This is a genomic window from Streptococcus mitis, assembly GCF_000722755.1.
Lineage (GTDB): Bacteria > Bacillota > Bacilli > Lactobacillales > Streptococcaceae > Streptococcus > Streptococcus mitis_CM.
Genome location: NZ_JPFY01000010.1, coordinates 57,890 through 70,634, shown reverse-complemented (window position 1 = coordinate 70,634; position 12,745 = coordinate 57,890). Strand labels below are relative to the sequence as shown.

Genomic DNA, 12,745 nt, shown 5'->3' with positions numbered 1-12,745 from the left:
TTTGGAAACTTCACTTAAAAATTAGGGATTGTTTTTCAAGTAATCAATTGCATCTTGTAGGGTTTTAACTGGCACGATTTTCATATCAGTCTTGATTGTTTTGGCTGCTTCTAGGGCTGTTTGGTAGTTATTTTTCGCATCAGGATGCGCTTTTTGTTCTTCTTCGCTAACAGGGTTATCAGGGGCAAAGAAAATCGCGGCACCTTCTCTAGCCGAAGCTACAACTTTTTTATCAATACCTCCAATATCCCCCACATTCCCATCGCGGTCAATAGTTCCTGTACCGGCAACAATGCGGCCATTACGAATGCCTGGGTCAGCTATTTGGGTATAGATGGCCAGACTAAACATGAGGCCAGCACTTGGACCGCCAATACCAGCTGTTGAAAAGCGAATTGGAACATCACTGGTCACTTCTGTACGGTCAATCAAACCGATTCCAATTCCATTTTTGCCATTTTCCAAGGTGATAATCTTACCTTCTGCAGACTTGGTTTGCCCATCCTCTTCATAGGTGACCTTGACGGAGTCCCCTAGTTTTTGAGAATTGACATAATCAATCAAATCTTTGGAACTATCAAAGGTCTGATCATTGACTGCTGTGACCGTATCAGAGATGTTAAGAATCCCTTTAAAGGTCGAATTATCCGTCACAGTCAAAACATAAACCCCAAGATATTTGAGTTCGATATCTTTACCAGCTGTTTTTAGCCCTTGATACTTGGCCATGTTTTGCGATGTTTGCATGTAGAATTGATTGATCCGCATAAATTCAACATCGGAAGAGCCACCTGTAGTCTCTTGGGCACTACGAATATCTGTAAAAGGCGTCAACCATGCATAAATCATATGGGCTAAAGTGGCATGTTGGACACCAACCGTAACGAATTGATAGGCACCAGCTTCCTTATCTTCTGTATCATTGACTTTAAGGACTTGGCGAATATCTTCCGAACCACCTGGAACCTCTATATAATAGGGCAAGGGCACTACAAATGCCAAGAAAGTCACAATCAAGGCCGCAATGACATATAAGGGCCATCTAATCTTTTTTTTCATTTTTTATTTCCTCCAAAATACTCTCAGGAACATAGCAGGTAATATCCTGACCAAACTTCAAAAGTTCTCTAACACCTGATGAACTGATATAGAGATGTTCAGGTCGACTATGTAAATAAATGGTCTCTATATTAGGAGACAGCTGATGGTTGTAGTAATCAAAACTGGCTTCATATTGCAAATCCGAAGCATTTCTCAAGCCTCGCACTAGGAAAGTAGCCCCCAGTCTTTTTGCAACGTCAACCACCATTTCATCATGTGAAAACACGACTTCAACATTTCCCAAATGTTTCAAAGCATCTTCTAACCCCCGTTTACGATTTTCGATAGGGAGAAATCCTTGTTTGTGAGGATTAAAAAAATACCCACGTAGAGCTTATCAAAGAGTTTGCTAGCCCGTTCAATGATATCCAGATGCCCATTTGTCATCGGATCAAATGAGCCTGTGAATAAGCCAATCTTATCTGACATAGACTGTCACCTTACTAATTCCATAAATCTTTTCCTTCCAGATGCCCAGGCAGGCAATTTCTTCTGGAAGTTCAACGGCCTTATCCGTCTCACACACAACCATGACATCTTCAGAAAAAAACTCCCTCTCAGCCATTTTTTCAATATCTGCTACGATTTGTTCATTGGCATAAGGAGGGTCTAAGAAAATGAGGTCAAATCCCCCAGATACCTGTTCCAATGCCCTTTCTGCATCCATTTTGAGAAGTTGAAATTTCCCAACTTCCTTGGTCATCTGAATATTTTCAGCCACGATAGCCTGAGCCTTACGGTCTCGCTCCACCAAAACAGCGCTGGACATGCCACGCGATACTGCCTCGATAGATAAACCACCACTACCTGCATACAGATCCAAGACTCGGCCCCCTTCAAAGTAGGGACCAATCATGTTAAAAATGGCTCCCCTAACCTTATCCGAAGTAGGTCTTGTCGTCTTTCCTTCTAGTGTCTTGAGGGGACGTCCCCCATAGATTCCTGATACGATTTTCATACCGTTTATTATACCAAATTATGAGCGAAAAGAGAAAGAAAACCGAACCTTGCGGTTCGATTCTCTACAAAATATTTTCGTAAGTATCGCGGACTTCTTGAGGCCAAACACTTGTTTGCACCTCTCCGATGTGTTTCTTGCGAAGTAAGAACATGGCCATCCGAGATTGTCCAATGCCTCCACCGATTGTCAATGGGAATAGGCCATTCAACAAAGCCTTGTGCCATTCCAATTCTAAACGGTCTTCATCACCTGTGATGGCAACCTGATGGCGAAGCGTTTCTTCATCCACACGGATTCCCATAGAAGATAGCTCAAAGGCTCCACCTAAAGACTCATTCCAGACAAGAATATCACCATTTAGACCCTTGTAGCCATTTTCAGACTCACTTGTCCAGTCATCGTAGTCTGGTGCACGTCCATCGTGCGGTTTACCGTCTGGTAATTCACCACCGATACCGATCAAGAAGACTGCTCCAAATTCTTTACAAATAGCATTTTCACGCTCTTTTGGTGTCAAGTCTGGGTAGCGTTCTACCAACTCTTCTGTGTGGATAAAGGTGATTTGTTTTGGCAAGACAGACTCAATATCATAGCGGGCTTCAACAGCTAGCTCAGTCAGGCGAATAGCCTTATAAATCTTCTCAACTGTTTCTTTTAGGTAGGCAATGTTACGTTGTCCATTTGGGATAACCTTCTCCCAGTCCCACTGGTCAACATAAACAGAGTGGGTCGCATCAAGCGAATCTTCGTCTGGACGAAGGGCCTTCATGTGGACGAAAAGACCTTCACCTTCACCGAAACCAAAACGAGCCAAAGTGTGGCGTTTCCATTTAGCAAGGGAGTGCACCACTTCATAAGTAGCATCAGGGATTTGGAGAACCTTGACCGATACGGCATTCTCCACACCTGATAAGTTGTCCTGCATCCCGTCACCGACCCTACTCAAGATAGGACCTTGAACTTCGACAACTTCTAGTTTGTCTTTTAAATACTGGGTAAAAGTGTTTTTGACAAAGGAAATTTCTTCTTGTTGGTGAATAAAACTTTTCTTCATAAACTACTCCTCAAAAAATTAATTAAAAGCATTATACACCTATTTCCAAGAAAAGAAAAGAGCAAATATAAAAAAATCAGTGCTCCTTTGAACACTGATGTTAGGGGCCTTCTAGTCATTGCGACCGAAGATACGTAGAATACTTAGGAAAAGATTGATAAAATCAAGATAGATACTGAGAGCCATTGACACAACCCAACCTGTCTCTACACGACCTTGTGATTGCTCATATGCATAGCGAATTCTTTGGTTGTCCCAAGCAATCAGCCCAGAGAAGACCAAGACCATGGCTACGCTAATCATATAATCAAAGAAACCGCTAGCCAAGAAAATATTAACTACCATGGCAATCAGCAAACCGATAAGAGCCGCCATCATAGCCCGACCAAGGCCACTCAAATCTTTCTTGGTGAACATACCGACTGCCGCCATGACAAAGAAGAGAAGGGCGCTTGATACAAAGGCAGATAAAACTGTACCTGGAGTATAGAAGGCCACCACAAAACTGAGGGTAAAGCCGTTTAATACTGAGTAAAGTAAAAATACTGGAAGAGCCGCTGGACTATTCTTCGAAGCCATACTGCTGGCAACAAAGACCAGAGCTAGCTCTGCTAAGGTTGCAATGGTCAACCAGAGACGTCCCTGCATCAAAAAGTAAACCAACTGAGACTGAAAGACGGTCAACATAAGACCTGATACTAAAGCGGATAGTCCGATCCCCAGACCAACAAAGGCATAAACCTTAGCATAAAATTGATTGAGACCTGCGCGGTCGTGAATAATAGTGTGATTCATCTTTTCTCCTTTTCTATGAACATCTTTCCTTGATTATAACAAAGAAAGTTAAAATTAGCTTAAATGGAAAATTAAAATACCGGCTGCAACGGCAACATTGAGACTCTCCGCCTGCCCCTTCATACTAATGTGGACCAACTGGTCTGCACTTTCAGCCATAAGGGGACTAATTCCTTGCCCCTCATTTCCCATGACTAGTACAAAATTTTCTATAGGAGGCAGTTCTCTGTAATCAACAGAATCTTTAGATAAGGTTGTTGCTAGCACTGGGATAGCTGCCTCTTTGGCTTCCTTAAGAAGCCTTTGACTAGACATCCGGTAAATAGGCAGATGAAAATGACTGCCTTGCATAGAACGTAGGGTCTTGAGACTGTAGATATCTGCCGACTTATCTGAAACAATCACTCCAGTAAAACCTGCTGCATCCGCAGTCCGAATAATAGTTCCCACATTACCAGGATCTTGCACATCTTCCAAAAACAAGAACTTGCCCTGACTCAAATCAACTTGTCCTATTTCTTCTTTTTGAACTACGGCAACAATTCCCTGTGGAGTCTGAGAATCCGCCAAATCTAGCAAAATATCCTCTGACACCCAGACAGTTTGCGGAAAAATAGCTAACTGATCTCGATAACTTTCTAGGGCAAAGATTTTCTCAATCATCACTCCAGCTTGGACAGCTTCTTCAAATAAGTGCCAGCCTTCAATCAAATAGGAAGACTTGCGGTATTTTTTTTGGTGTAATTTCTTGGCATTTTTTACCACAGAATTGGCTTTTGAGGTTATAATAGTCATAGAAATATTATAACACAATCAAAGGGGTTTGGTATGCAAAAGGTTAGAATGATTGCCCAAGGTAGGGTACAGGGAGTCGGCTTTCGTTGGGGTGTTTACAGCTTGGCACTTGAAATTGGTGGCATCACAGGTCGGGTATGGAATAACGACGATGGCACAGTGGAAATATTAGCCCAAGCAGACTCATCTGCTATCATGGCAAAATTTATCCAAGAAATCCGCAAAGGACCCACACCTTTTTCAAAAGTCAGCTACTTAGATGTCCAACTGAGTAACTTTCCTCCCTACCCTGACTTTAAAATCGCAAATTAGGTCTCTAGAACTATTGTATATTTTGTAAAAAAACAGTAGAATAGAAAGGTATTATTTTTAAAGAAGGAACAAAAACAGTGAAATCTATTAAACGTTTTGCACTCTCAGCTATGGGAGTGGCTATGTTACTAGTCTTAACTGGCTGTGTCAATGTCGATAAAACCACAGGCCAGCCAACAGGATTTATTTGGAATACTATCGGAGCGCCTATGGCTGAAGCCATTAAGTACTTCGCCAATGACAAGGGACTTGGTTTTGGGGTTGGTATCATCATCGTAACTATTATCGTGCGCTTGATTATCTTGCCACTGGGTATCTACCAATCATGGAAGGCAACGCTTCACTCTGAAAAGATGAATGCCCTCAAGCACGTCCTTGAGCCACACCAAACTCGTCTCAAAGAAGCAACGACTCAAGAAGAAAAACTCGAAGCCCAACAGGCTCTCTTTGCCGCTCAAAAAGAGCACGGCATCAGCATGTTTGGTGGTGTAGGATGTTTCCCTATCCTCCTTCAAATGCCTTTCTTCTCTGCTATCTACTTTGCTGCTCAACATACTGAAGGTGTTGCTCAAGCAAGCTACCTAGGAATTCCTCTAGGTTCTCCAAGTATGATTTTAGTTGCCTGCGCTGGTATTCTTTACTATCTTCAATCGCTCCTTTCACTTCACGGAGTAGAAGATGAAATGCAAAGAGAACAAATCAAGAAAATGATTTACATGAGCCCACTCATGATCGTCGTCTTCTCCCTCTTCTCACCAGCTAGTGTCACACTTTACTGGGTTGTCGGTGGTTTCATGATGATTCTCCAACAGTTTATCGTCAACTATATCGTTCGTCCAAAACTTCGCAAAAAAGTCCGTGAAGAACTAGCCAAGAACCCACCAAAAGCACGTGCTTTCTCTACACCAAATGGACGAAAAGACGTTACCCCTGAACAACCAACTGCGATCACAAGCAAGAAAAAACACAAAAATCGCAACGCTGGAAAACAACGTTCGAGATAAGAAGAAAAAGGCTTAGCTGATTTGCTAAGTCTTTTTGCAAGTCAAAAGCCCGATGTTTCCATCAGGCTTCTTTTTTATCCATGTACACGTTTCATATAGTCTTGATAACTTTCGGTATCCATGAGTTTTTTAGCGTTCTTGACGCGGTCTGCTGTTGGTGGTTTGACTCCTTCGAGTGAATAAGGAATCCCAAGTTCACGCCATTTGAACTCACCCATAGTGTGATAAGGCAGAATTTCAAACTTATCAACATTTTTAAGGGTCTTGACGAACTTACCAAGTTCAATCAAGTCATCGTCTCTATCTGTCAAACCTGGAACTAGCACGTGGCGAATCCAGACAGGTTTTCCAATATCTGATAGATACTGGGCACAGGCCAAGATATTTTTATTGGTTTGGCTAGTAACAATCTTGTGCTGTTCTTCGTTGATTTCCTTGATATCCAAGAGGACCAAGTCAGTGACAGCCATGAGTTTGTCAAACTTTTCAAGGTAACGTGGTTTATTACGGAAAGGCAGAGCACAGGTATCCAAGGTACAGTGGATTCCTTGTTCCTTGGCCTTGGTAAAGAGGGCAATCAGGAAATCAATCTGCAAGAGGGCTTCTCCTCCACTGACTGTAATCCCACCCTTATTCCCCCAGAAACCACGGTAGCGCAAGGCCTCTGCCAAGACATCATCTACCGTCCGTTCACGTGATTTATTGGACTCCATAGCCCAAGTGTCCGGGTTGTGGCAATACTGGCAACGCATGTGACAGCCCTGCAAAAAGACAATAAAGCGAATACCAGGCCCATCTACTGACCCAAAGCTTTCTGTCGAATGCACCATTCCTGTCACTTGTCCATAATCAATTGTTTCTTCAGACATATCGTTACCTTCCTTGAAAACGTTTTATAGTTTTATTATATCATGACTTGAAGGAAAAACAAGATTTTTGCCTATTTTTTAGAAAGCAATCTGTTTTTCAATTTCATTTTCAATTATTTATCATTTTATTCTTCAAAATCAAAGCCATACAAGGTTGCAAAATAGTCCTCAGGGCGCTCTGCACGGCGGATTTGGCGAGCTTTTCCTTCTTCAGTATAAAGGATTTCCGCAGAACGAAGTTTGGCGTTGTACTGGTAGCCCATTGAAAAACCGTGTGCACCTGTATCATGAATTATCAGCAAATCACCGATTTCTGTATGAGGAAGTTCACGATTCACTGCAAATTTATCATTATTTTCACAGAGTGAACCGACTACATCTACCACCTCAGCTGGTCCATCTGGATGTGTCAGATTGGTGATATGGTGGTAGGCTCCGTAAATGGCTGGACGCATAAGGTTGACTGCTGATGCATCCACACCTAGATAGGTACGGTAAGTTTTCTTCTTATGAGTGACTCTTGTGACCAAAGCACCGTGAGGGGCTAGCATAAAGCGACCCAATTCGGTGAAAATCTTGACCTGATCGAGACCTGCTGGCGTAAGAACCTCTTCATACACCTTACGAACTCCCTCACCGATCAAGGCAATATCATTTGGCTTCTGGTCTGGACGATAGTTGACACCAATACCGCCAGAAAGATTGATAAAATCTAGCGAAATGCCCAACTTTTCCTTGATTTCAACAGCCAATTCAAAAAGCTGACGGGCCAACTCTGGATAATAGAGATGGGTCACGGTATTAGATGCTAGAAAGGAGTGAATTCCAAAAGTCTTGGCTCCTTTTTCCTTCAAGATGGCAAAAGCTTCAAAAAGTTGGTCCTTGGTCATGCCAAACTTAGCCTCTCCAGGATTGTCCATAATGTCTGTCCCCAGTTCAAAAACACCTCCAGGGTTGTAACGACAAGAAATAATCTCTGGAATGCCTGCCGCTCTCTCCAGATGTTCAATATCTTCAAAGGCATCCAAGTTAATGGTCGCACCCAATTCACGCGCATAGGCATATTCCTTATCTGGCGTATTGTTTGAAGAGAACATGATCTCAGAACCTGGGAAATTAAGTTTATGACTCATCAAGAGCTCCACATAACTAGAGCAGTCCACTCCACAACCTTCCTCTTGAAGAATTTTTAAAATAGCTGGGGTTGGAGTAGCCTTAACTGCAAAATATTCCTTAAAGCCCTTGTTCCACGAAAAGGCTTGGTTGACGGCCCTTGCCTTCTCACGAATCCCCTTCTCATCATACAAGTGAAAAGGAGTTGGGAACTCGGCAACAATCGCTTCTAAGTCTTCTTTATTGATAAATGGTGTTTTCATAAGCTTCCTTCTATTCTATTTGCAAAGAAAGGCTGGGACAATCGTTCCAACCTTTAGTTCTATCTCTTATTTATCTTCGTCAAAGATATTGCCAACCTCAACATCGATGGCTTGGTTCTTGACATCAATATTGGTTACCTTCAAGAGTGACTTGTAATCAAACTGCTTTTCACGTTCTTCTTGGGCATTATCCGCAAAGACTGCTACACCTGCCAATTCTGAATCAAACTCACGCAAGAGACTGATCATCCCATTGACAGTTCCACCACCTTTCAAGAAGTCATCCACAATCAAGACACGGCTGCCTGCCTTGAGACTACGTTTTGAAAGGAACATTTTCTCAATGCGGTCACCACTTGAACCGGATACATAGTTGACGCTGACAGTTGAACCTTCGGTAATTTTCAGGTCACGGCGCACAATAACAAAAGGAACATTGAGGACATTGGCAACTGCATTTGCAAGTGGAACACCCTTAGTCGCTACTGTCATAACCGCATCAATTTTTTGATCCATAAAGCTCTTGGCAATAATGCGACCAATATTTTTCAAGATGGCTGGTGTGCTAAGCAAATCAGACAGGTAGATATAGCCACCTGGCAAGATACGGTCACTTTCTGACAACTTGGCACGCAAGTCTTCAACCATTTCCTTAGCATCATGGCTTGAGATTGATGGTGTGAAAATGACACCACCACCAGCACCAGTTACTGTCTGGATATGACCGATTTCAATTTCCTCAAAGGCGCGTTTGATAATAACGATATCTTCTGAGATGGATGATTTAGCAGATTCATACTTTTCAGCAAAAGTATTGAGACTAGTTAGTTTATAAGGATTATTAATCAAATAGTTGGAAATGACAACCATCCGATCACTTCTTCTTAATTTCATTTCTATTTCCCACTTCATTTAATTTTGATATTTTATCTATTATACCATATTCACATAAAAAAACGAACATTCTTATCCTAAAAAATGCTCATTTTTCTTAAATTGTTAATCTAAATCTGGTTTATAGAAGGAACGATTGTCCATAGCGAAGATTTTATTGGTCATCTCTCCTTTATCCACCAAAGCAAGAGCAGTTGACATCATCATCATGCTTGCATCCAGATTGTCAATCATATGGATAATCTCTGCTTCCATAATGCGTGGACGGACTGGACTTCCATACTCAAGCAAGCCGTGATGACTGAGGATGACGTGACGAAGCAAAACGACTTCTTCCTTGGTATCATCAATGCCGAGTTCCATCACTGTCTTGGTAATTTCGCTATCAATCAGAGCGATATGTCCAAGAAGATTACCTCGCACTGTGTACTCGGTCTGGTCTGGTCCCGTCAACTCAATGACCTTAGCCAAGTCATGCAGCATAATCCCCGCATAGAGCAGGCTCTTATTGAGCTGAGGATAAACTTCGCTAATAGCATCTGCCAAACGCACCATGGTTGCAGTGTGGAAAGCCAAACCCGTTTCAAAGGCATGGTGGTTGGTCTTGGCTGCTGGATAGGAGTAAAATTCCTTATCATACTTGGTGTAGAGATTTCGGACAATTCGTTGCCAGACAGGATTTTCAATTTTAAAAATCATTTGCGACATGTAGTCACGGATTTCCTTGACATCAACTGGCGACTTGACCTTGAAATCAGCTGGGTCATTGGGTTCGCCAGGTTGAGGCAAGCGGAGAGTAATTTGATTGACTTGAGGGGTGTTGTTATAAACTTCTCGGCGTCCTTTCATGTGGACAACCTTACCTGCGGTAAAGGCCTCAACGTTATGAGGTTGGGCATCCCAGAGTTTCCCTTCAATCTCGCCGCTATCATCTTGGAAGGTAAAGGCTAGGTAGTTTTTACCAGCTCGAGTTTGCCTCAGGTCAGCTGACTTGATTAGGTAAAAGCCTTCAAATAGCTCATCTTTTTTCATGTGACTAATCTTCATATTCTTCCTCATTTTCTTGAAAATGGAGTAGATCAAGCGCAGGCTCACCTTCTGATAACTCAATGTGACGGAGCGTCCGCTCGATAGCAGTGGTACGACGGTTTAATAATTCATCAATATTGCCAGAGGCATGTTGGAGATGTTTTTGTGCCTTAACCAAAATCCCACCAAACTTGCCAAACTCGGTCTTGACACTGGCAAGAGTCTTGCTGATATGGTCGGCACTCTTTTGGATATTGAGAGTTTTGAATCCAACTGATAGGGAGTTAAGAAGAGCTGATAGGGTACTTGGACCTGCGACAATAATCTGCTCCTCCCGCCTCAAATCATCAAAGAAGACCGGATTGCGTACAATTTCTGAGTAGAGACCTTCTGTCGGAACAAACAAAACTCCAAAATTGGTCGTCCGAGGCGGTGCTATGTACTTGCTCTTGATATCCTTGGCAAAGCGCTTGACGCTTGCTAAGAGCGACTTACGACAGCGTTCAATCTCATCCTTGTCACCTGCTTCATAGGCTTCTTCTAAGCGGTAATAATCTGCCAGTGGAAACTTGGAGTCAATCGGTAAGTGGACGTATTCCTGGTCGCCTTGTCCGGGTAACTTGATGGCATACTCCACTCGTTCACTAGAGTTTTCAACCGTTGCGTATTCTCGTTCGTACTGGGCAGGGGTCATGATGTCTTCGATGATTTGCCCCAGTTGCAATTCGCCCAGAATTCCTCGCGTTTTGGTTCCAGAGAGAACCTTGTTGAGAGCTCCGACATCACGGGCAACTGTCTGCATTTCTCCAAGGCCACGATTGACAGACTCCAGTTGTTTGGAAACTGTCTCAAAGGAAGCCTGCAAGCGCGTCTGCAAGGTCTTTTCTAGTTTTTCCTCGACTGTTTGACGCATTTGTTCCAAGCGTTGCTCATTTGATTCCTGCAAGGCTTGGAGACGTTGGTCAGTCTTGTCTCTGGTTTGGAGGAGATTATCTGTCATTTCTTGACGAACTTGAGTTAAGCCTTGGTGCAACTCGATTCGAACTTCTTGCAAACGGTCGCTGACAGCTACTTCCAAGTCTTTTTGATCTAACTGACTGGCTTGTCTGGCTTGTTCAAAGCGGTAATCCAACTGGTCTGACAAATGATCTGCCTGGTCCTCCAAGCTCTTGCTTACGTGTTTGTCTTGCTTATCCTGCCTTTGCCAAATCAGAAAGAGGCCAGCTAGGTTGGCAATTAATAATAGAACAAGTAAACTTTCCATCCTACCTCCTGTCCTTGCTATGCAGCACGACCACATAACCATCTGGGCAAGTCACCGAAACTTCCCTATCTATATATTCGTTAGAAGCGTACACTTTTTTAAAGAAAAAATTTTCCTCTGTCAACTCATACTTGGCTCCGAGAATGGTAAGCTGGCTATCTCGAACCGGCATAAAAGCTAGATAATCGTAGTCTGAACGAGGTTCTAGCTGACTGATTCCTTCTGGACAATAGGCAATTAAATTTTGCCCATCCTCAATTTCTATCTGGCGCATATAAGGCGCCAACTTGGGGTTGCTAGGAAGAAAAACATTGGCCAGCATGTGATCAATACGGCCACCCAAAGCACCGAAAATAGTAACCTGAGCCTGAGGATTTTTCTCAAAAATAGTCAAGAGGGCCAATTCCAAATCGGTATCATCTTTTTCTGGTCGGGCTTGGACAAAATACTGGGCACGTTTTTGAATCACCTGTCGCTCTTCTTCCGTCACAGAATCAAAATCCCCAACTGCTAGAGCAAGAGGCAGCTTTTCTTCCAAGACCCAGAGCGAGCCTCGATCAACACCGACAAAGCTATCAAAGTCCGTCCGGTAATGACCGCGGTCTCCGCCAGCAAAAACAGCAACCCTAGTCCAGTTGTTTTCTGAGAGTTTGTACTCGCTCATTGACATCTCCCTTAAAGACATAGGAACCTGCTACAAAAACTGTCGCACCAGCTTCTTTGGCTAGAGCAATAGTTTGGTCATCAATCCCGCCATCCACTTCGATTTCAAAGTTCAAGCCTTTTTCCTTACGAAGTGCAACCAACTCACGGACTTTATCCATGGTTTCTGGCAGAAAGGCTTGCCCACCAAAACCTGGATTAACCGTCATGACTAAAACTTGGTCAACTAGATGAAGGACGTGCTTGATAGCTTCAACAGGCGTACCAGGATTGATGACAACTGATGGCTTGACACCGAGTGAACGAATTTTTTGGAGGGCACCATGAATATGAGGCGTTGCTTCCACATGGATGCTGATGATATCCGCTCCCGCACGCGCAAAGTCTTCTAAATGATGCTCAGGATTAGCTACCATCAAGTGGCAGTCAAAGACCATCTTGCTATGAGGGCGAAGAGCTTCGACCACACCTGCACCAAAACTGATTTGCGGTACAAAATGACCATCCATGATATCGATATGGGCATATTCTGCCCCAGTTGCTTCTAGGCGTTTGATTTCACGTTCAAAGTTGGCATAATCTGCTGCCAGAATTGACGGAGCAATCTTGTATTGAGACATAGGTTTCT

At 43.1% G+C, this 12,745-nt stretch carries 14 protein-coding genes and 1 pseudogene; 2 read left to right on the top strand and 13 right to left on the bottom strand.

The window, feature by feature from the left end; all coding sequences use genetic code 11:
* Nucleotides 1-21: 21 nt before the first annotated feature.
* The 6 genes and pseudogenes from SK578_RS01535 to SK578_RS01510 form a co-directional block, all read right to left on the bottom strand.
* Complete coding sequence (locus SK578_RS01535; protein WP_042750030.1) at nt 22-1,059, bottom strand: SepM family pheromone-processing serine protease; 1,038 nt, start codon at nt 1,057-1,059, stop codon at nt 22-24.
* Nucleotides 1,043-1,530, bottom strand: a pseudogene (gene coaD / locus SK578_RS01530) (pantetheine-phosphate adenylyltransferase). Before coaD ends, SK578_RS01535 begins: the two are co-directional and overlap by 17 nt.
* A complete protein-coding gene (rsmD, locus tag SK578_RS01525; protein ID WP_042750028.1) occupies nt 1,520-2,059 on the bottom strand; it encodes a 16S rRNA (guanine(966)-N(2))-methyltransferase RsmD in 540 nt (179 codons plus the stop codon). The pseudogene coaD and the gene rsmD overlap by 11 nt, the downstream one beginning before the upstream one ends.
* 64 nt (nt 2,060-2,123) lie before the next feature.
* Nucleotides 2,124-3,116, bottom strand: a complete 993-nt coding sequence (gene asnA / locus SK578_RS01520; RefSeq protein ID WP_042750026.1) for an aspartate--ammonia ligase — start codon at nt 3,114-3,116, stop codon at nt 2,124-2,126.
* A gap of 111 nt (nt 3,117-3,227) precedes the next feature.
* Entirely contained in the window at nt 3,228-3,911 is a 684-nt protein-coding gene (locus SK578_RS01515; protein WP_042750024.1) for a Bax inhibitor-1/YccA family protein, read from the bottom strand.
* A gap of 54 nt (nt 3,912-3,965) precedes the next feature.
* Nucleotides 3,966-4,706: a TrmH family RNA methyltransferase gene (locus tag SK578_RS01510; RefSeq protein WP_042750022.1), complete on the bottom strand. Its 741-nt coding sequence runs from the start codon at nt 4,704-4,706 to the stop codon at nt 3,966-3,968.
* Between the two features lie 33 nt (nt 4,707-4,739).
* On the opposite strand from SK578_RS01510, the gene SK578_RS01505 reads away from it, so the two are divergent.
* Complete coding sequence (locus tag SK578_RS01505; protein ID WP_020903085.1) at nt 4,740-5,018, top strand: acylphosphatase; 279 nt, start codon at nt 4,740-4,742, stop codon at nt 5,016-5,018.
* Between the two features lie 77 nt (nt 5,019-5,095).
* Nucleotides 5,096-6,022 (top strand): membrane protein insertase YidC, encoded by a 927-nt coding sequence (gene yidC / locus SK578_RS01500; RefSeq protein WP_042750021.1) that lies wholly within the window; start codon nt 5,096-5,098, stop codon nt 6,020-6,022.
* A gap of 74 nt (nt 6,023-6,096) precedes the next feature.
* Here yidC and pflA read toward each other — a convergent pair whose 3' ends face one another.
* The 7 genes from pflA to rpe form a co-directional block, all read right to left on the bottom strand.
* The gene (gene pflA, locus SK578_RS01495) at nt 6,097-6,891 is read right to left on the bottom strand and encodes a pyruvate formate-lyase-activating protein (protein ID WP_033683045.1); all 795 of its coding nucleotides are present in this window, start codon (nt 6,889-6,891) and stop codon (nt 6,097-6,099) included.
* 125 nt (nt 6,892-7,016) lie between these two features.
* Nucleotides 7,017-8,267, bottom strand: a complete 1,251-nt coding sequence (locus tag SK578_RS01490; protein WP_042750018.1) for a diaminopimelate decarboxylase — start codon at nt 8,265-8,267, stop codon at nt 7,017-7,019.
* A gap of 66 nt (nt 8,268-8,333) precedes the next feature.
* On the bottom strand, nt 8,334-9,161 hold the full coding sequence (gene purR, locus SK578_RS01485; protein ID WP_004238844.1) for a pur operon repressor: 828 nt from the start codon (nt 9,159-9,161) through the stop codon (nt 8,334-8,336).
* Nucleotides 9,162-9,266: 105 nt separating this feature from the next.
* Complete coding sequence (locus tag SK578_RS01480; RefSeq protein WP_020903082.1) at nt 9,267-10,208, bottom strand: 3'-5' exoribonuclease YhaM family protein; 942 nt, start codon at nt 10,206-10,208, stop codon at nt 9,267-9,269.
* Nucleotides 10,198-11,454 carry a DNA recombination protein RmuC gene (locus tag SK578_RS01475; RefSeq protein ID WP_042750015.1) on the bottom strand — a complete coding sequence of 419 codons (1,257 nt, stop codon included), beginning with the start codon at nt 11,452-11,454 and terminating at the stop codon, nt 10,198-10,200. The genes SK578_RS01480 and SK578_RS01475 overlap by 11 nt, the downstream gene beginning before the upstream one ends.
* Nucleotide 11,455: 1 nt before the next feature.
* On the bottom strand, nt 11,456-12,118 hold the full coding sequence (locus SK578_RS01470) for a thiamine diphosphokinase (RefSeq protein ID WP_042750013.1): 663 nt from the start codon (nt 12,116-12,118) through the stop codon (nt 11,456-11,458).
* Nucleotides 12,081-12,737 carry a ribulose-phosphate 3-epimerase gene (gene rpe, locus SK578_RS01465; RefSeq protein WP_042750012.1) on the bottom strand — a complete coding sequence of 219 codons (657 nt, stop codon included), beginning with the start codon at nt 12,735-12,737 and terminating at the stop codon, nt 12,081-12,083. The genes SK578_RS01470 and rpe overlap by 38 nt, the downstream gene beginning before the upstream one ends.
* Nucleotides 12,738-12,745 lie beyond the last annotated feature (8 nt).

Excerpts from the sequence above, each read along its gene's own strand:
- SK578_RS01475 (WP_042750015.1), bottom strand. The coding sequence starts at position 11,454 with ATGGAAAGTTTACTTGTTCTATTATTAATTGCCAACCTAGCTGGCCTC.
- asnA (WP_042750026.1), bottom strand. The coding sequence starts at position 3,116 with ATGAAGAAAAGTTTTATTCACCAACAAGAAGAAATTTCCTTTGTCAAA.
- SK578_RS01490 (WP_042750018.1), bottom strand. The coding sequence starts at position 8,267 with ATGAAAACACCATTTATCAATAAAGAAGACTTAGAAGCGATTGTTGCC.
- SK578_RS01505 (WP_020903085.1), top strand. The coding sequence starts at position 4,740 with ATGCAAAAGGTTAGAATGATTGCCCAAGGTAGGGTACAGGGAGTCGGC.
- rpe (WP_042750012.1), bottom strand. The coding sequence starts at position 12,737 with ATGTCTCAATACAAGATTGCTCCGTCAATTCTGGCAGCAGATTATGCC.
- SK578_RS01480 (WP_020903082.1), bottom strand. The coding sequence starts at position 10,208 with ATGAAGATTAGTCACATGAAAAAAGATGAGCTATTTGAAGGCTTTTAC.
- purR (WP_004238844.1), bottom strand. The coding sequence starts at position 9,161 with ATGAAATTAAGAAGAAGTGATCGGATGGTTGTCATTTCCAACTATTTG.
- SK578_RS01515 (WP_042750024.1), bottom strand. The coding sequence starts at position 3,911 with ATGAATCACACTATTATTCACGACCGCGCAGGTCTCAATCAATTTTAT.
- SK578_RS01470 (WP_042750013.1), bottom strand. The coding sequence starts at position 12,118 with ATGAGCGAGTACAAACTCTCAGAAAACAACTGGACTAGGGTTGCTGTT.
- SK578_RS01535 (WP_042750030.1), bottom strand. The coding sequence starts at position 1,059 with ATGAAAAAAAAGATTAGATGGCCCTTATATGTCATTGCGGCCTTGATT.
- SK578_RS01510 (WP_042750022.1), bottom strand. The coding sequence starts at position 4,706 with ATGACTATTATAACCTCAAAAGCCAATTCTGTGGTAAAAAATGCCAAG.
- rsmD (WP_042750028.1), bottom strand. The coding sequence starts at position 2,059 with ATGAAAATCGTATCAGGAATCTATGGGGGACGTCCCCTCAAGACACTA.
- pflA (WP_033683045.1), bottom strand. The coding sequence starts at position 6,891 with ATGTCTGAAGAAACAATTGATTATGGACAAGTGACAGGAATGGTGCAT.